The sequence below is a fragment of the Actinoplanes auranticolor genome (genome assembly GCF_018332655.1).
In the GTDB taxonomy this organism is placed as follows: Bacteria; Actinomycetota; Actinomycetes; order Mycobacteriales; family Micromonosporaceae; genus Actinoplanes; species Actinoplanes auranticolor.
Genome location: NZ_BOQL01000021.1, coordinates 208,324 through 226,073, shown reverse-complemented (window position 1 = coordinate 226,073; position 17,750 = coordinate 208,324). Strand labels below are relative to the sequence as shown.

At 73.4% G+C, this 17,750-nt stretch carries 12 protein-coding genes; 7 read left to right on the top strand and 5 right to left on the bottom strand.

The genetic code is table 11. The features are described from left to right. Positions 1 to 35 precede the first annotated feature (35 nt). The 4 genes from Aau02nite_RS46360 to Aau02nite_RS12605 all read left to right on the top strand — a co-directional run bounded on the left by Aau02nite_RS46360 (position 36) and on the right by Aau02nite_RS12605 (position 4,696). Positions 36 to 1,523 carry an FAD-dependent monooxygenase gene (locus tag Aau02nite_RS46360; protein ID WP_307857876.1) on the top strand — a complete coding sequence of 496 codons (1,488 nt, stop codon included), beginning with the start codon at positions 36 to 38 and terminating at the stop codon, positions 1,521 to 1,523. Between the two features lie 65 nt (positions 1,524 to 1,588). Continuing rightward, positions 1,589 to 2,203 (top strand): hypothetical protein, encoded by a 615-nt coding sequence (locus Aau02nite_RS12615; protein ID WP_212988564.1) that lies wholly within the window; start codon positions 1,589 to 1,591, stop codon positions 2,201 to 2,203. Positions 2,204 to 2,447: 244 nt separating this feature from the next. Then, entirely contained in the window at positions 2,448 to 2,666 is a 219-nt protein-coding gene (locus Aau02nite_RS12610; protein ID WP_212988563.1) for a hypothetical protein, read from the top strand. Between the two features lie 53 nt (positions 2,667 to 2,719). Then, positions 2,720 to 4,696: a caspase family protein gene (locus Aau02nite_RS12605; protein ID WP_212988562.1), complete on the top strand. Its 1,977-nt coding sequence runs from the start codon at positions 2,720 to 2,722 to the stop codon at positions 4,694 to 4,696. Here Aau02nite_RS12605 and Aau02nite_RS12600 read toward each other — a convergent pair. The 3 genes from Aau02nite_RS12600 to Aau02nite_RS12590 form a co-directional block, all read right to left on the bottom strand. Further along, entirely contained in the window at positions 4,677 to 4,925 is a 249-nt protein-coding gene (locus tag Aau02nite_RS12600; RefSeq protein ID WP_212988561.1) for a hypothetical protein, read from the bottom strand. The two genes, Aau02nite_RS12605 and Aau02nite_RS12600, sit on opposite strands and share 20 nt — an antisense overlap. 134 nt (positions 4,926 to 5,059) lie before the next feature. Continuing rightward, positions 5,060 to 6,883, bottom strand: coding sequence for a hypothetical protein (locus tag Aau02nite_RS12595; protein ID WP_212988560.1), 1,824 nt, complete (start codon positions 6,881 to 6,883; stop codon positions 5,060 to 5,062). Beyond that, positions 6,880 to 7,623, bottom strand: a complete 744-nt coding sequence (locus Aau02nite_RS12590) for a hypothetical protein (protein WP_212988559.1) — start codon at positions 7,621 to 7,623, stop codon at positions 6,880 to 6,882. Before Aau02nite_RS12590 ends, Aau02nite_RS12595 begins: the two co-directional genes overlap by 4 nt. Positions 7,624 to 7,754: 131 nt before the next feature. Between Aau02nite_RS12590 and Aau02nite_RS12585 the strand changes: the two genes are divergently transcribed. From Aau02nite_RS12585 to Aau02nite_RS12575, 3 genes are read left to right on the top strand one after another with little or no spacing between them, the layout of a single operon-like run. After that, positions 7,755 to 11,228 (top strand): DUF4020 domain-containing protein, encoded by a 3,474-nt coding sequence (locus Aau02nite_RS12585; protein ID WP_212988558.1) that lies wholly within the window; start codon positions 7,755 to 7,757, stop codon positions 11,226 to 11,228. 3 nt (positions 11,229 to 11,231) lie between these two features. Further along, a complete protein-coding gene (locus Aau02nite_RS12580; RefSeq protein ID WP_212988557.1) occupies positions 11,232 to 12,632 on the top strand; it encodes a DUF2971 domain-containing protein in 1,401 nt (466 codons plus the stop codon). Continuing rightward, positions 12,622 to 15,162 (top strand): CHAT domain-containing protein, encoded by a 2,541-nt coding sequence (locus Aau02nite_RS12575; RefSeq protein ID WP_212988556.1) that lies wholly within the window; start codon positions 12,622 to 12,624, stop codon positions 15,160 to 15,162. The genes Aau02nite_RS12580 and Aau02nite_RS12575 overlap by 11 nt, the downstream gene beginning before the upstream one ends. On the opposite strand, the gene Aau02nite_RS12570 is transcribed toward Aau02nite_RS12575, so the two are convergent. Both Aau02nite_RS12570 and Aau02nite_RS12565 read right to left on the bottom strand, forming a co-directional pair. Continuing rightward, positions 15,149 to 17,335, bottom strand: coding sequence for a CATRA conflict system CASPASE/TPR repeat-associated protein (locus Aau02nite_RS12570; RefSeq protein WP_212988555.1), 2,187 nt, complete (start codon positions 17,333 to 17,335; stop codon positions 15,149 to 15,151). The two genes, Aau02nite_RS12575 and Aau02nite_RS12570, sit on opposite strands and share 14 nt — an antisense overlap. Beyond that, positions 17,313 to 17,654, bottom strand: coding sequence for a CATRA system-associated protein (locus tag Aau02nite_RS12565; RefSeq protein WP_212988554.1), 342 nt, complete (start codon positions 17,652 to 17,654; stop codon positions 17,313 to 17,315). The genes Aau02nite_RS12570 and Aau02nite_RS12565 overlap by 23 nt, the downstream gene beginning before the upstream one ends. Between the last annotated feature and the right edge of the window lie 96 nt (positions 17,655 to 17,750).

Here is a 17,750-nt window from a genome sequence, read left to right as displayed (position 1 = left end):
TAAAGCAACAGTCACGTCGGCCGGAAGTGGGAACGTTGACCGCACCCGTGCTCCGTACCTCCGTGCTCGTGGTCGGCGCCGGGGTGGCGGGCTCCGTGCTGGCTCTGGAGCTGGCGCGCCACCAGGTCCGCAGCACGGTGGTCGAACGCGCTTCGCGCCCTCCCCGAGATCCCGCCCTCGCCCTGGTGCGGGGCCGCAGCATGGAGCTGTTGCGCCGGCTCGGCGTGGCCGGGGACATCCGCCGGCACGGCATCGACCCGGACCTCTCCGCCGACGTCATCTGGAGCCGGGGCCTGGACCAGCCGCCCGTCCTGGTGTCGCAGGTGCCCTCGGCGAACCAGGTGCGCGACCGCTACGCCGCCGTCCACGACGGCAGCGATCTGGTCGAGCCGTACCTGCTCCTGCCGGGCGCGGAGCTGGCCGGCCGGCTGCGGGCCGCGGCGCGGGACCACCCGCTGATCGACCTGCGGGAGGGCTGGACCTTCACCGATCTACGGCTCGAGCCGGACGGCACCGTCGCGACCGTGCTGGCGGCCGGGAACGGGGTCCGCCACGTCGTCGAGGCGGACCACCTGGCCGGTTGTGACGGGGCCCGCAGCACGGTCCGCCGGTGCCTGGGCATCCCGATGGAGCACCTCGGCGCACCGGCGCCGCATTACACGGTGCACTTCCGCTGCCCGGACCTCACCGGCCGGTCCGACCGGCCGTCGACGATCATCGCCGCGGGGATCACCCTGACCTGGCACGGTGACCGTGACTTCTGGATCGCGCACCTGCCGCTGGGGCCGGACGAGTCCGCCGAGGTGGACCCGGCACACCTGGTCCGCGACCGGCTGGGCCTGCGTACGGACACCGTGGACGTGCTGGCTGTCGACCAGTGGGACGGCGCGCTGGGCGTGGCGCGGACCTACCGGCGGGGAACGGCCTACCTGGCCGGTGAGGCGGCGCACTGCTTCGATCCGGCGGGCGGCAACGCGGACATCTGCATCGGGGACGCGGTTGATCTCGGCTGGAAACTCGCCGCCTCGATCAACGGCTGGGCCGGCCCGGGCCTGCTGGCGAGCTACGACAGTGACCGCCGCCGGTGTGCGCTGCTGGACCGGGAACTGCTCGCCCGGACCTACGAGACCCGGCGCCGGTTCAGCCGGCTGGCCGCGGCCGGCGCCTCCCGGCAGTTCCTGGCCGACGTCCTGCGCCAGGAACCACCGCAGATCGAGACGACCGGCACCGGCCCGGCCGGCGGCGGGCAGTTCCTGGATCAGCTGGGTCCCCAGTTCACGCTGGTGGACTGCACCGACGACGGGTCCGGCCGGGCGCTGACCGCCGTGGCCCGGGCGCACGGCGTTCCGATGACCTACCTGCCGGTTGCCGGCCGGGCCGACCGGGGGCTCTGGGAGCGCCGACTGACGTTGGTGCGGCCCGATCAGCACGTCGCGTGGCGGGGCGACGAGCAACCGGCCGACTGGGCGGCGGTGCTCGACGTGGCGACGGGCCACCGCAGCGAGGACCGCGTGAACACGTGATGCGGCGGGCGCCGTGCGCTCGACAGGATCGGTACCGCGATACCACCCGAAAGGGACAGAGGGCGATGTCAGCGACAATCACCGACGACCTGGACCGGACCGTCATCAGCGGCTGGCACACCCGGCTGGCCACCGGCGGGTCCCCCCGGCGCAGCCATTGGCAGACCAAGATCATCTACTATCGCTCGGTCACGGACCTGCTGACCGTCCGTCCCGACCGGACACTCACCTGGAAGACCATCGTCACCGGAGCCCGGCCGCACGGGCGCCGGAGCACCTTCTACGAGGTGGCCGGCGGGCACGCCCGGCACCGCATGATCGACGACCTGCTCCACGACGGCGGGTCGGACGCGATCCAGCTCGCGCTCCGGTACCTGCGCACCGACCCGGTCGAGCAGCTCATCGACGAGACCAAGGTCTGGTCGTACTGGCCGTACCGGGAACGCCTGCTGGCCGACTGCCGGCAGGCCGGGCTGACCGGTGAACAGATGGAGGAGGCCTTGACCGCGGTCGTCAGTGCCTGGGCCCGGGGGCACGCCGCCCTGGCCGCCGCTGTCCACCACAGTCCACCGGCCTGCGCGGTCGAGGATCTGGTCGTGCTGCGACGGGGACGCCTGGCGGCGGCGGGCGCCGCGAACCGGCTGTCCGACGTGATCCGGCGCGCGGCGACGCCGGACTGACGAGCGCGGCCTGGCCGGCGCACTCCGCCACCGGACCTCCCGGGCGGGGCGGGGGCAGGCCCGGTGCCCATCGTCGTGGCGGCGACGCGGGCACCGGGCCGCCACCCGATCACCGGGTCCGGGCGACCGATGCGGATCACCGCCACCGGGCCGGCGAAACAAGGCACGGTCCCGGCGTTTCGCCGGACCCCGTCCCGGACACAGTCAAGGCCGTGACCAGCGCACCGGCCCGGCAGCGACGTTGATGGCCCTCACCGGGCGCCAGCAGGAGCGGCTGCGCCAACTCCTCGAGGACGAGCTGCGCAAGGCCGGCTCAGCCGCCATCGAGCGCGGCGCCACCCCGGAGGAGATCGCCGACCTCCTCGCCGAGCGCCGGCGCGCGCTGGCCGATGCACCACCCGGTGACCCGGACAGCGACCGGCAGCCGTCCGACGAGGCCGAGGGTCAGATCGAGCCGGGCTGACGCCCGTCCGTCAGGTCTCACCGTCACCGGAACGCACGGTCGGGGTGGACGGTTTGCCGAACGACACACGTCTCTACGCCTTGCTGGTCGGCATCAACGAGTACGCCGCACCGTCCGTGCCGACTCTGCGCGGCTGCGTCAACGACATCCGGCACGCCCGCACGTACCTCGAGCACCACACCGCCGACGGTACGGAACTGCGCCTCCTGGTGCTGCTGGACGCCGCGGCCACCCGCGACGCGATCATCGAGGCGGTCCGCTCCCATCTCGGCAGCGCCGGGGCCGCCGACACCGTCCTGTTCTGGTTCAGCGGTCACGGCTCCGAGGCGCACGTCCCCGACAGCGCGTGGTTCACCGAGCCGACCGGTCTGCTCCAGACCCTCGTCTGTGCCGACAGCCGTACCCACGGGGTACCGGACCTGTGGGACAAGGAGCTGTCGGTGCTGCTGGACCACGTCGCCGCCCGCGCCGGTCACGTCGCCGTGGTGCTGGACAGCTGTCATTCCGACGGTGCCACCCGCGACGTGACCGCTCCGGAACCGGGGATGCTGACCCGGGCCGTGGCCGAAGCGCCACCACGGACCAGGGACTCGCTCATCCCCGAGCTGACGGTACGGGCCGCCGCGCCGCACGTCCCCGACCATGTCGCGCTGGCCGCCGCCCGGTCCTTCGAGCCGGCCCAGGAGGCGCGGCTGGACCGGCAGTGGCGCGGGCTGTTCTCCTGGGCGCTGCTGCGTGCTCTCCACCGCCGTGGTGCCGCGGCCGGCTACCGCGACCTCATCGCGGCGGCGCAGACCGACGTGGAGCGCCGCTCCGGCCGGCAGGTGCCGCAGTTGCGTCCGCTCGCCTCGCCGCTGGCCGACCACGCGTTCCTGAACAGCACCCTGGCCCGGCCGGGCGCACCGATGCGGATGCGCTGGGTCCGGGACTCGTGGGAGATCGACGCCGGCGCGGTGCACGGTCTCCCGGTCGGCGACGGCGTCCGGGTCGGCGTCCGGGACAGCTCCCCGGCGCGCGAGGCGGAGGTGATCGAGGTGCACCCCGAGCGCAGCCTGGTCGTACCGCTGCACGGCTGGTCGCCCTCGGTGGACGACCAGTTCCCGGTGGTTCTGACCGCCGTCCCGCTGCCGCCCGTGGCGGTGGCTGTCACCGGCGATCCAGCCGGGGTGGCGAGCCTGCTCACGGCGGTCCGCACCGCGGGTCCCGGGCGGCAGTCGTCGCTGCACGTCCGGGCCCTCGCGGACAGCGACACCGGCGCGCACCAGGGCCTGCACGCCATGGTCGACCGCGACGGCGCGATGACGCTCACCGACCGCGACGGTGAGCAGATGGGCCGGCGGATTCCCGACGTCCGGGGCGCCGGTGCTCGCCGGGCCGTCGCCGTCCTCGAGCACATCGCCTGCTGGCAGCACGTGCTGGACCTGGAGAACGACGTGTCCCGGCTGGCCGGAGCGGTACGGATCGAGATCGTGGACGCCGAGCCGGGAGACATCCGGGCGCCGGCCATGCGCCCCGGGCGGCGACCGGACCGGGACGGCCGGCACCACCTGCGCTACCGCCGCACCGCCGGCGGATGGGAGCCGCCGGAGATCTTCGTCCGCCTGCACAACACCAGCGACCGGCGGTTGTACTGCGTCCTGCTCGACCTGAACTCACGTTTCCGCGTGGACCACAGCCTGTTCCCCGGCGACTTCATCGGGCCCGGCCGGCACGGCGCGGCCGTCAGCGGTCGGCGGATCCGGGCGGCACTGCCGGACGGCATGCGGCCCGAGCCGGGGATCCGGGTGCGGGACCGGCTGAAGCTCATCGTCGCCGAGAGGCAGTTCAGCGCCCAGCCGTTCCGCCTGCCCGCGTTGGGCGCCGGTCCGGAGCGTGCGGCGTTCGACGCTCCGGACTTGGCGGAGCGCCTCGGTGCCGTGGCGGCCTTCCGGGATCTCGTGGACGCCGGTGCCGGCGACGGCACGTACGACTGGACCACCGACACCGTCTCGCTGGTCACCGAGGTGCCCCTCAGTCGTCACCCGCACTGAGGATGGCTCGCACGGCCGCGACGATCCGGTCCTGGGTGGCCCGGTCGGCCAGCGCGCCGCCGGACGCGCCGGCGGCGGCCCCGAAGAGGTCGTGCACGACGTCGGCGACGACATCCCCGGGTTCCGCACCGGCGGCGAGCCCGCTGCTGATCGAGCTGACGGCAGCGGCCGCCAGCTGCCGCATCTCACCCTCCAGCCGGGCGTACGGATCCTGCACTGTGAGTGGCACAACGGCCTCCCCGGCATCTCGTCCACCGGCGGCCTCGCCACCGGAGCTGCTTCGCGTGGTGAAGCCTCGCGGAATCCTCCTCCCGGCGCGATGGCGCGAACGCGTGAAAACCTCGCTGCCGGCCGGATCGGAGGTCAGCCGGGTGCCCTGTCGTGCCGGTCGGCCAGCCGCACCATCACCCGCACCAGCGCCTCCCCGCTGGGCAGCGGCCGGCCGGCGGGCCGCCCCGCCGTGTAGCCGTCCATCGCCTCGTCCAGCAGACGCCGGGCGGCCGGTCGATCTCCGTCCGCGAGGGCCAGGACCGCGAGCGTGACGACACAGTTGGCCGCCCCTGGCAGGTCGTCGGCGTTGCGGTAGGTGGTCCGCAGCGACTCCATGTCGGCCCGCAGCTCGGCCGGGGCGGGCCGGCCCCGCAGCAGGGCGGCCAGCGACAGCAGCAGCGCCCGGTGCTGGCGGATCAGGGCCAGCCGGTTGCCGTTGCGGGCCAGCCCCGCGGCCCGGCGGCCCAGCGAGGCCGCGGCCCGGCACAGCAGGCCGAGCGCCGGCCGGCACCCGGCCGGCGCGAGGGAGGCCATCTGCTCCAGTAGGCGCAGCGAGGTCTGCTGCAGCGCCCGGTACGCGTCCCCCGCCTCCTCCGGCTGCCGGCGGCCGTTGCGCGTAGCCAGCAGCACCTGGGCGGGCCGGGCGTACGCCGCCAGGAGATCGGCCACGACGCGTACGCTGCCGGCGTGCCGTACCGCCCGGCCGCGCGCCACGTCGCCGAGCCGCAGCAGGCAGTGCAGCCGGGTGGAGGCGTCCGGGGTGCTCGCGGCCACCTCGCGGAACATGCCGGCGGCACGGTCGCGGTCGTCGTCGCGGGCCCGGGTGTAGAGGATCTCGGCGTGTCGTAGGTGGGCCCCGGGCGCGCCGGCCGGCAGGGCGCGGAACATGGCCTCGGCGGTGTCCAGGTCGCCCAGGTCCGCGAGCAGCCAGGCCCAGGACTGGGCGGTCAGCTCCGGCGGGTGGGCCGCGTGGAGCTCGCTCCGCCACCGGGTGAAGAGCTCGGCGAATCCGTCACCGGGCAGGGGCACGGCCGGCCACGGCGGCGGGCTGCCGAGCAGCGTGCGCAGCGCTGTGACAGCCAGTCCGTCCGGATCGCCCAGCACCAGCTCGATCCCGTGGGCGGCGGCGTCGGCCGGCACCGAGGAGCCCACCGGCAGGGACAGGCAGCACCAGCGTGCGGACGTGCGCAGGGCCGCGGTCAGCAGCGGGCCGTACACGTCGGGGTCACCGCCCGAATAGCCGGTGACGAGCAGACTCGTCGCGTCGCCGAGACCGGCCACCGCCGTGGCCCGGTCCGCGGTCAGCTGGGAGAGCTCCTCGATGTCGACCACGACGACGTCGGCCAGGCCGGTCTGGTCCCGGTCGAGCCCACCGTGCACCTTGAGCAGCGCGGCGGGCCGGCCGGCCCGCTCCCACCGGGCGAACTCCTCGTGGCGTGACACGGTCAGCAGCGGGGGTGGATCGGCCGGGGCGAGCGCCCGCCAGGCCGGCAGCGCGTCATGGTAGGCCCGCGGCGCGTCCGGCGGCAGGCCGGCCCGGCCGGTGATCAGGTCGTAGGCCAGTTCGATGCCCACATCGAAGTTCACGGTCACGTGCGTGCCGCCCGCCAGCAGATGCAGGGCCGCCAGCAGGTGCGCCTCACCGGGTACGCGCAGGCGCAGGGCGAGGACGCACTTCAGCGCGTCCGGGCCGACCGTGCCCCACAACCGTCCGAGCACGACCTCGAGCTTGTTCCCGGACTTCAGCAGTTCCTCGAGCTGGCTGCCGGAGACCAGGGTGCCCAGGCACGCGGCGGCCGCTTCGTGCATCGTGCCGAGTACGGCGTCCCGCAGTCCGAAGCCCCGCGGCAGCGCGGCGGGCTGGTCACCGCTGATCCCGGCACCGGTGAAGACGGCGACGGCGGGCCCCGGAGTCACGGGCGGCCGGCGGGCAGCGTCGAGCGCCAGATCTCCTCGAACTGCTCGAGCCAGTACCGGTACCACTGCCCGTCGTCGCGGGTCAGGCGGATGTGCATGCGAGAGCCGATCGCGTCGTTGCGGAAGCCGTGGAACTCGACGTTGGCGTACCCGTCGGGCGACTGCGGGTTGACCGCCACGATGCTGAAGCCGGGGTTGAAGGCGATCTCGCCGTACCCGAAGGTGCCCTTGACCTGCCACCGGGCCATCGCCCGCAGCCGGCCGAGGGTCTCCCGCAGGGAGGTCGCGGCGGTCTGCACGGGATGGTCGAGCAGCGCGTCGAGCTGGGCCGAGATCGGGTCCCCGGGGTCGAACGCCCGCAGCACGACGACCCGCACCGAGCCGTCGTCCCGGGCGAGCGGCCCCCGGCGCAGCAGGTCACAGCGTTCGTCGGTGAGCAGGTTCGTCCCCACCGGCGCGAAGATCCACACGTCCTTCGCGGCCAGCAGATCCTCGGTGATCGGGTGGCGGTCGTAGGCGCTGCGGTCGAGGAACCGCTCCTCGGTGTGGCCGGCCAGCGCGATCCGGAGCAGCAGGAACCCGAGGGCGGCGAACAGCAGCGACCAGCGGACGCTGTCCGGCAGGTCGGCGCCGACCACGAGCAGGGCGGCGAAGACGAACGCGACCGCCGTGGTGGCGTACAGGTCGAGAAAACGCCGCTGCCGGAAGTCCTCGAGAATCTGCCGGAGAAACCGCCGCACCCCGCCCCCGATCACCGCCGATCCCGTCCGCTCATGATGGCGTCCTATGTGTCCGGACGCGTTCCCCCGTTCGGATGACGCGGCGGTCGGGCCGGATAGGCTGGCGCCTCACCGTCGTGCGGGGGAACCACATGTTGATGGGCCAGGTCGACATCCCGGCCGAGCTTCTCGAGGCCCACGCGGCGGGCCGCCTGCTGCTGTTCGTCGGCGCGGGCGCCTCGGTGGATCCGCCCTCCGGGCTCCCCCTGTTCGACAAGCTGGCCGAGACGATCGCCGAAGAGGCGCATCAGGCTCCCGTGGCCGGTGATCGGCCTGACCGGCTCCTGGGCCGGATCGACGACCACAAGGTCGACGTTCATCTGCGCGTCCAGCAGATCGTGGGCGGAGTCGACTCCCGGCCCAACCGGCTGCACCGGGCCATCGTCGCCCTCGCGATGGCCCAGTCCCCGCTGCGCATCGTGACCACGAACTACGACAAGCACCTGTCGACCGTGCTCACCGCGCAGGGCGCGACGTTCGAGGAGTACGCGGGGCCGGCCGTGCCTCCCGGCGACGACATCGAGGGCGTCGTCCACCTCCACGGCCGCTTGGGTCAGTCGCCGAAGTACCTGATCGCGACGGACCGGGACTTCGGCCAGGCGTACCTGCGATCGGCCTGGGCCGCCCGGTTCCTGGAACAGATGTTCGCCGAGTACACGGTGCTCTTCATCGGCTACAGCCACACAGACGTCGTCATGACGTTCTTCGCCCGGGCACTCACCGCGAATCGCCGGCGCTACGTGCTGACCGACAAGCCCGACGATCCCGACTGGGAGGGCTACGGCGTCACGCCGATCCCGTACGTGTCGGTGGGCATCGACCACAGCGCCCTGTCCGAGGCGATCGAGAAGTGGGCCGCGCAGGCCGCCATGGGTCTGCTCGACCACCGCCAGCGGATCAAGGACCTGGTGACCGGAGCACCTTCCCTCGAGCCCGAGGACATGTCCTACCTGGAGAGCGTCCTGGCCGATCCGCTGCGGGTGGAGCTGTTCACCGAGCTGGCTGATGGCACGGAGTGGTTGCGGTGGGCGACCAACCGGCCCGAGTTCCAGCAGACGCTGGCTCCCCAACCGGCGTCTTCACCGAGCACCGAGCCCCTGGCCCGCTGGTTCGTCCGGAACTTCGTCCTGACCGAGCAGCACAACGACGAAGCGCTGCGGGTCGTGCAGCAGGCCGGTGGCCGGTTGAGCCCGGCGGTGGCCGCCGCGCTGGTGAACCGTCTCTACGGACTACCGACGCCCCTGCCGCCCTGGTTGGCGTTATGGGTGATCCTGCTGATGGACACGCCCACCGCCGCCGCCCACCGGCCCCTCGGTCACCTGCTGAACAAGTGCACGTGGCCGCGTGACCGCGACCTGGCCCTGCTGCTGTTCGACCACCTGGCCGAGCCGGTGCCCGTGCTGCGCGGCGGCTTCGGCGCCTATCTCGACCCCGAACCCCGCGGTGACCGGTGGTCGCTCGCCGAAGCCTGGAAACGGGTGTTCCGGCCCCATCTGAGCGAGGCGGCCGAGCCGGTCCTCGCTGTCGTCGAGCGACAGCTGCACCGCGCCTTCGTGCTGCTGCGGGCCGACGGATCAGCCGGCGAGAGGGGCGACCCCGTGTCGTCCCGCCGGGCGGCCATCCCGGCGCACGCGCAGGACACGATGCCCAAGGCCATGGACACTCTGATCGATGCCGCACGCGACTGCCTGGAGGCTCTCCTGGCCACTCCGGGTCCAGCCGACCGGGCCCGGCTGGACCGGTGGGCCGCCGCGGAGACCACGCTGCTGCGCCGGCTGGCGGTCCACGGCTGGACCGTCCGCACCGACGTGGACGCGACAGCCAAGATCAGATGGCTCCGGGAGAGGCAGTGGCTGTACGCCCATGAACTGCGCTTCGAGGTCTTCGCCCTGATCGAGGCCGCCCTCGCCGACGCCGAGCCGGCGGTCGCGGACGCCCTGGTCGCCGAGGCCGCTGCCGGTCCGGGCCGCACCGACCGGGAGAGCCTCGCCGGGTACGTGACCTTCAACGCGCTCGCCTGGATCACGCGCTGCGCGCCCGCTCTCGTCTCCGCGGCCGAGGCGTTCGCGGCCGTACGCGCGACCCACCCCACCTTCGTAGTCCGTGAGCACCCCGAGCTGCTGCGTACCTGGAGCTTCTCGGCCGCCGGCACACCGCCGGCACTCAGCGCGGCCGAACTGCACGAGGACATCTCCGCGGACGCGACGGCAGCACTGGGCCGGCTGCGAGCGGCGGCCGCCGAGGAGGACGAATTCTCCGCCGGCGTGCACGACGTCCTCACCGAGGCCGTCCGCGAGCGTCCGGAGGACGGCTTCGCGATCCTGGACGCCCATGCGGCGCCTGACCAATGGATCATCGACGCGGTCGTCGCCGGCTGGTCCGGCGCGACCATTCCCGAGAGCGGGATGGACACCGTCCTCGACCGGCTCGCCTCGTTGGACGTCCCCGCGACCGTCGATGCCATCAGTCGGCTCCTGGCCGACGGCGGCCAGAGCGACCAGCACCCGACGCACTGGTACCGCCGGCCGGCCGCCCGACGCCTGGCCACCGACGCCTGGAACGCCGCCCACGCGACGCCCGGACATGACTTCGACGACTGGCTGACCCGAGCGCTCAACCAGAATGCCGGCCGCATCGCGTTGTTCTGGGTCCATGCCGTAGCCGACGATTGGCGCCGCGCGGGCGACAGCTGGACCGGACTGGACCCGGCGGTCCGCACCACGCTGGAGGAGCTTCTCTCGGCCGGTGACTCCCGGTCGGCGCCGGCCGAGACGATCCTGGCCAGCCAGGCCCGGTTCTTCTTCGGCGCCGACCGGACGTGGAGCGAGGAACACATCCTGCCGCTGCTGGACTGGAGAGATCCGGTCCGGGCCCGGCACGCCTGGGACGGCCACCTCGTCTGGGGGCGATTCGACGACCAGATGCTCGAGACCGGACTCGCCGACGACTATGTCGGAGCCGCCCGGCACATCGGCGCCTTCCCCGAGGACATGCGCCGGCAACTGCACCAACACCTGGCGGCGGTCGCCGTCGGCAGCGACCTGCCCACGATCCACGACTGGGTGCACACCCTGACCGCCGAACTCTCCGTGGCGGATCGCGTGGAGTGGCTCCAGGCGATCGCCCACGTGCTGGCCGGTCTGCCCGGTGAGGCGGTCGAGCACCAATGGTCGCGGTGGATGAGCCGCTACTGGCAGGACCGCCTGGAGAGCAACCCGCGACTGCTGGAGATCGAGGAAGCCTCGGCCATGGCCGGCTGGACGGCGTACCTGACCGACTCGGCCGCGGACGGCGTCGCCCTGGCCACCAGGCACCCGGCCCGACTGCCGGTCGACAGCGGTGTGCTGCTCGACCTCGCTGACGAGAATCGACTACGCCGGGCCCCGGCCGCGTACGGCCGGCTGATCGGCCACCTGCTGAGCCACACCGAACCGCCGTTCCGGGACGGCTACCTCGTGCCCGACATCGTGGAGCGCCTCAAGGCGAACGGCGCCGTCGAGGACCTCCCGGTGATCGTCACCGCGGCCATCAGGCTAGGTGTCCCCGGCGCAGCGGAATGGATCTGAGTGGTGATCGACCTTGAAGCGGCCTTCGAAGCCGCACTCAACCGGGCCGAACGGACGTTGACCGGCGACGTCTTCCACTACACGGGCGCCGAGCCGGCGATCTCCGGCATCCTGCGCAGCGGGACCCTACGGCTCTCGCCCTTCGAATCGACCAATGATCTTTGGGAGTCGTGGCCGCTCCGACCGGGGATCAGCAGCTCTGCCGATGCTCCGGACCGCGGGCCGGAGCGGGGTCACTGGGACGACATCGATCGCATCATCCGGCTGCACGCGAAGGTTGCCTGCCTCACCCAGGACTATGAGATCGCGGATGCCTTCGGGCGGGACGCGTTGCGCGGCTGGAACCGCCTGGCGACGTGGAACCACTACGGTGCCGGGCACTCCGGCATCTGCCTACGGTTCGACCGGCAGGCGCTCATCAGCTCGTTCACCGTCGCCCCGGTCCCCGGGGCGCTCCTTCGCTTCCATGGTCCGGTGGAATACCGCGGCATCTCCCCGGGCGTCGGGCCGTCGCTCGTGGACCTCGACCAGATCGAGGAATTCGGCCTGGACGCCGTCGCCACCGCGTACGCGCGCGACAACCATCAGCAGCTCTTCTTCCGCAAGCACCGGGACTGGGGGAACGAGCTGGAGTACCGGCTGGTGCTGATCGACCGATCGACCCTGCCCGCCGAGATCCCGATCCGCGACGCACTGACCGGCGTCTACCTGGGCGTCAACTTTCCCGAGCGGCGGCGACCGGCGGTCCTGGCCGCACTGGAGTCGTACCCCGACGTGGAGATCTTCGACGTCGTCCACCACGGCCGGAACACCTTCGCCCATCCGGTAGACCGGAGCTCGCTCGCGGAGAAGACACTCGTCGTGACATCGCGACGGTCGGGTTCCCTGGAAGAACGCCTGGCCCAGCTCGATGCCGAGAACCAGAGGGAGAAGCACCGTCACGACCGGGCAGCAGAGATCCACGACAAGCCGAACAAGGCGATCACCGTCGCGCTGAAGGAGATCGCCACGACAACGCGGGCCTGGCCCCGGACCGAGGTCGGGCTGACCGGGCGAGTGGACGCGATCCCGCCTTCCCAGCGCGTGCGGCGACCCAATGTGCCCGGTAAGCAGGTCCTCCTGCAGACGGGAGTGACCTGCGTCGTGGAGAACCTCCCCCGACAGTCGCACACACTCGTCGCCGGCCTGGCGCTGCAGACTCTGGAGGACGATCGCGTCCGGGTGCACGCCGTCATCACGATGGAACACTGGCGGCCGGACACCCATGAACGCGTGGAGTGCTGGCAGGCGTCGGAGGAAGTGCCGCCGGACGACGCATCCGCCACCGTCGAGCACCTCGCTGAACGCCTGATGACCGCCCTCGCGGACACCCGGGCCGACTTCGACCGGGCTCGTGGCGGCTGACGACAAGCCCGGACGGCCGGACGACGACGAGGCCATGGCGACCTGGCGGGCCGCGGCCGCCGCCATCGACGAGCACCGGCTGGCCGACGCGCACCGCCTGCTCAGCCCGCTGATCGACCGCGACGACCTGGCCCCTGAGACGCTTGCTCGGATCCTGCTCGACTGGGGCTGGCTGCTCGGCGCCACCCAGCGTTACCGGGAAGCCGCCGCGTCCCTCGACCGGGTGATCGCCCTGACCGCCGAGATGCCGGCCCTGCGTGCCGAAGCCCTGCTGGAGTCCGGGATCGTGGCCCGCTACGAGGGCCGCTTCGCCGACGCCGAGGCGCTGCTGGCCGAGGCGTCCGAGATGTCCACCGAGCAGCAGGACCGGCTCCGCACCGGACAGTGCCTGGCCCAGCTCGCCGCGGTCGCCCATCAACGGCACCGCTTCGCCGACGCCGCGGCCCGCCTCACCGACCTCGCCGCCGTGCTCGACCGGTGCCCGCCCGGCGACCGTACCGAGCAGTTGCGCGCCGACCTGAGCCACCGGCTGGGCGTTTCCGCGCGTATCGCCCACGACTTCGACCGGGCCCGCGAGCTGCTCGTCGAGGCCGAGGACCGGTACGCCCGCCTGGGCCGGCGGATCGGGGTCGCCAACGCCGGCCGGGAACTCGCCGCTGTCCTCGACCAGCTCGGCGACCGGCCCGGCGCGGAGCGGGCCTATCACCGGGCCTTCGCCGGTTACCTGCGAGCCGGGCGCCGGCTCGGGGCGGCGCACGTGGCCCGCCGGCTGGGCCAGCTGCGGATGGTGGACGTCGACCAGGATGATCCGGCCGCGGCCGCGTACGCCCGGCGGCGGTTCCGGCAGGCGCTGCGGCTGGGGGCCGGCGAACCGGCGAACCTCGCGTTGTGCGAACTGTTGCTGGCCCGTGTCGACCGGCTCAGCGGCGACCTCGACGCGGCCGAGGCCCGGCTCGCCGCCCTGCCGTACGGCGAAGGCCCGGACGCCGCCTGGGACCTTTCCCAGGCCGCGCTCGAGTGGGGCATGGTCGCCCGGGCCCGCGGTGACCGTCGGTCAGCGCTCGAGTTCTTCGCCCAGGCCCTGCTCCCGCTCGACGAGGACTCCGACCCGAGCGCCACGTCGATCGCGCACTACCAGCTCGCCCACGATCTGATCCTCGACGACCAGGTCGAGGCCGCCCGCGATCACGCCGTCGCTGCGTTCACCCTCAGTGAGCGGGCCGGTCGCCGGTTGCGTGACCCGTCCGACCGGGAGACGTTCTACCGCGATCAACGGCAGACGTACATCCTGGCCATGCACTGCGCCGCCCGGGCCGGTGACGGCTCCGCCGCGTTCTCCGTCGCGACCGCGGCGCGGGCGGAGGCGGTCGCCGGCTTCATCCGCTCCGGCGCCCGGTTCACCGACGAGCTGCGGGATCTGGTGGCCCAGATCAGGGTGGCCGGCACCGGGGAGTTGCCCCGGCTGTACGGCGACCTGGACCGGCTGACCTCCGTCGAGCTGCGCCGCAGCCTCACCCCCGAGCCGGCCGGTCTTGCCGAGACCCGCGCCGCGCTCCCGCCCGGTGGCCACGCGCTGCTCATCGACGTCCTCGAGGACGAGAACACCATCTGCAGCCGGATCTGGCTGCCGCCGGACGGGCCGCCACACGTCGACGAGGTGGTGCTGCCCGCCGCCGTCCGGCACTGGCTCGACCGGTATCACGCCGCGGAGGAATCGCTCGCGGCCGCCCCGCAGAACGACGAGCTCACCGCGCTGGGCGCCGCCATCATCCCGCCCGGACTGGCCGAGGCGCTCCGGGCCGGTGACGCCCCGCCGCTGGTGGTGTCGACCGGCGGGTTGCTCGGCCCGGTGCCGGTGGCCGCGGTCCGGGTCGGCTCACGGTATCTCGCGGAACTGGCCCGCGTCGTGGTCGTTCCGGCGATCACGCTGTGGACCGCGATCCGGTCCCGCCCGGTGCGGGCGGGAACGGGTTTCCTGGCGTACCTGGATCCGGAGCTGGACGGGACGCGGCGGGAGCGGACCGCGCTCGCGGCAGCCTTCCCGCAGGCCCGGCTCCTGCCCCGCGATCAGGTGCGTCCCGAGCTGGCCGGCGCGGCGGACCGCGCGGCGGTCCTGCTGAGCGTGCACGGTACGGCGGTCAGCGGGCTCGGGCAGTCCCTGATGCTGGCCCCGGACGACCCTCTGACGGCCGCCGAGCTGCTCACCTGCCGGCTGCCCGAGGCGGTGCTGATGCCCGCGTGCTGGGCCGGCCGGCTGCATCTGCGGACGGCGACCGAACCGCTCGGACTGCCGACGGCCGCGCTGCTCGCCGGGGCCCGCTGGGTGCTCGCCGGCACGGTGGACGTGAACGCCACCACGACCGCGACCCTGCTCGGCGCTTTCTACCGGCGGCTGGCGGTGGGCCGGGCGCCGATCGACGCCCTGCGGGAGGTCCAGCTCGGCTACCTGCACCGCCGGGGAGGCGCGGCGCCCCCGAGCCTGTGGGCGGGGCTGTCCATCGTCGGGGACGGCTTCGTCAGAGGTTCTTGAACCGGTCCAGGTCCAACCACTCCACGCCGTCGGTGTGCACCGCGCAGCCGGCGGTGCGCAGCCGCTGGGCGACCTGGTGCAGCCCGGTGGCGTTCGCGCCGTCGATGCGCACGGTCGCGCGACCGGTCAGCCCGGCGAAGGCCAGCACGTCGCCCACCTCGACGATGACCGTGCGATCGGGTTGCCGGGCGAGGGCCATCCCCGCCGTCACCAGCACGGCGGGCGCTGCCGCGTCGGCCGGGGTGAGCAGGACGACCGCGGCGGCGTTCGCGGCGAACGCCCGGGTGATCACCTCCGCCTCGTCCGGCGCCGCGCTGCCGGTACGGGCGATCAGTTCCTCCCATTCCAGCGGCCGCAGTCCGAGCGCCCGCAGGAAGTCGAACATCGCGGCCCGGGCCGGCTCGGCACCACCATGGATCACGAACACGTCGCGGGCCGGCGTGGCGGTCCCGGCGGCCTCGCCGCGGTCCGGCGTCGGTGTCACCGCCGCGCCCGTCCACAACCAGGCCTGCTTCCGGTACGTCTTGACCCGTACCTCGTAGGGCTGGAAGTGGGCCGGGTCCAGGCCGGGCCAGCCCTCCCCGACGACATCGGCGTGCAGCCGGTCCGAGACCAGCGCGACCAGGTCGGCGTCGGGGTGGTCGACGACGGCACGCCGCAGGACCGGGCTGTCGAGCAGCCGACCGATCTCGATGATGGTGGCGCCGGTGAAGCCGATGGCCGAGTGCGCGAACGGTCCCGCCCCGACGGACAGCCGCAGCCGGATGCGGTCGCCGGGATGCGCGGCGTTGTCGGCCACCAGCCGGAACCGCCAGCCGTGCAGCAGTGCCGGCAGCAGGCGGTGCAGCTCCAGCCCGGGCGGCAGCACGACCATCATGCCGTCGCCCGCGTCCTGCCGGTCGGTGTCGTGCACCCGCACGCCGACGTCCGTCAGGACCCGCCGCACGATCATGGCCAGCCGGCGCTGCACGTCGAACTGCTGCGGAGTGCTCCGGCTGCTGTACTCGACGACGTCGACGCCGAAGCCCAGCCGTTGCTCGACCCGGCCGTCCCGGGCGCGCACGGGTTCCGGAGGCACCGCTGTCCCGGTCACCGCCGAGGGGTCCGGTGGCGGCACCGGCACGCTGACGATCTTCAGGGTCTCGGTGGCGCGGTCGCGGACCTGCTCCAGCAGAAACCTGTCGTCGTCGAGCCGGCGGGCGACGACCTCGGCCAGGCGGACGTCGGAGGGCAGCAGGTCGGGCAGGGCAGCCGCCATGTTGTCCCGGGCGATCTCGACGGTCTGCCGCATCGTCTGCAGGGCCTGCAGCGCGCCGAGCAACGAGGCCGTCTCCGCGGTCACCGTGGCCCGCGCGCCGGCCACCTCCGCGGCGGCGGCCGGGTCACCGAGAAGCGTGACGAGCCGGTCGAGGCCGGCACCGGCGCGCTGCCGCACCCGGGCCAGACCGCCGCCGTCGCCGCGGACCCGGGACTGGTAGCGCAGTTTCGCGGCGTGCATCAGGTAGCGGCCGAGCGGGGGCAGGGCGACGCCGCCGGCGCTCCAGGTGAAGCCGCTGAGCTCGGCGTCCTGCTCCGGGTCGGCCAGCACGACGAACCGGCGGACAGCACGGTCACCGCCCGGGGTGACCTCCCAGAACGGGAAACCACCGACGGTCGTGCCGCGGGTCTGCCAGTCCGTCGCGTCGTCGTCCTGCGCCGGCAGCGCCGCCGCCACGTCGGTCCGCGGGCCGTCGACCGACTTGGCCTGGAAGACGGTCGCCTCGCCGAGCAGAGCGCCGAGGCCACCAGCGGTGATTTTGCGCCACCAGCGGGCGTACTCCCACCAACCGGGCGGGGTCGCCGCAGCGACCCCTCGACGCCGCTCGGGCGGGGCCTGCGGTGCGGCCATGACCAGCGAGAGATTCAGGATGTCGTGCTCGCGCCGGACGAGCGCCTGGAAGTTCACCGCGGGATCCTGCAGACCGGCGAGCGCCCCTTCCGGCGCGGCCCGCGGATCAGTGGGCAGCTCCCCGGTCAGCCCGGCGCCGACGATCGGCTGGGTCATCCCCAGATCGGTCCGGCACGCCTGCCACAGCTCGTCGAGCTGCCGCCGGGCCGGATCCGCGGCGGGCCCGTCGAGCGGCGCGAACACGTGGGCGACGAACTCCTGCTCACCGGGCGGGCTCGGCACCATGACCCGCCTCCGGCCCCGCGCTGTGCTCCTGGGTCAGCGCGTGCACCAACGTGTTGCGGCGTTCGAGGACCGGCTCCGGAATTCCGCGCTCGACCCGGCTGCCGATCCGCAGGGCCCGGCTCGGCGCGCTCAATTCCAGGTCGGCGACGGCCTCGGCGAGGCTCTCGAGGTCGCGCGTGGCGAGCGCCGAACCGATACGGTCCAGGATCGCTCCGACCCCCTCCCAACCTTCGGGCGGAAGCTCCCAGAACGCGAGATCCTGCACCACGTCGAGCGCGTCGCCGACGGTCTCGGTGTCCCAGTCCTGCGGCGGTCTCATCGCGACCACGATAAGACAGCCGGGCGGCGGCGGTAAGTCACCCGAACACCTGACAGGTTCCGGCTCCACACGCGACTTTCTGTCCGGTCGGGCACC

Excerpts from the sequence above, each read along its gene's own strand:
- Aau02nite_RS12615 (WP_212988564.1), top strand. The coding sequence starts at position 1,589 with ATGTCAGCGACAATCACCGACGACCTGGACCGGACCGTCATCAGCGGC.
- Aau02nite_RS12610 (WP_212988563.1), top strand. The coding sequence starts at position 2,448 with ATGGCCCTCACCGGGCGCCAGCAGGAGCGGCTGCGCCAACTCCTCGAG.
- Aau02nite_RS12585 (WP_212988558.1), top strand. The coding sequence starts at position 7,755 with ATGTTGATGGGCCAGGTCGACATCCCGGCCGAGCTTCTCGAGGCCCAC.
- Aau02nite_RS12570 (WP_212988555.1), bottom strand. The coding sequence starts at position 17,335 with ATGGTGCCGAGCCCGCCCGGTGAGCAGGAGTTCGTCGCCCACGTGTTC.
- Aau02nite_RS12565 (WP_212988554.1), bottom strand. The coding sequence starts at position 17,654 with ATGAGACCGCCGCAGGACTGGGACACCGAGACCGTCGGCGACGCGCTC.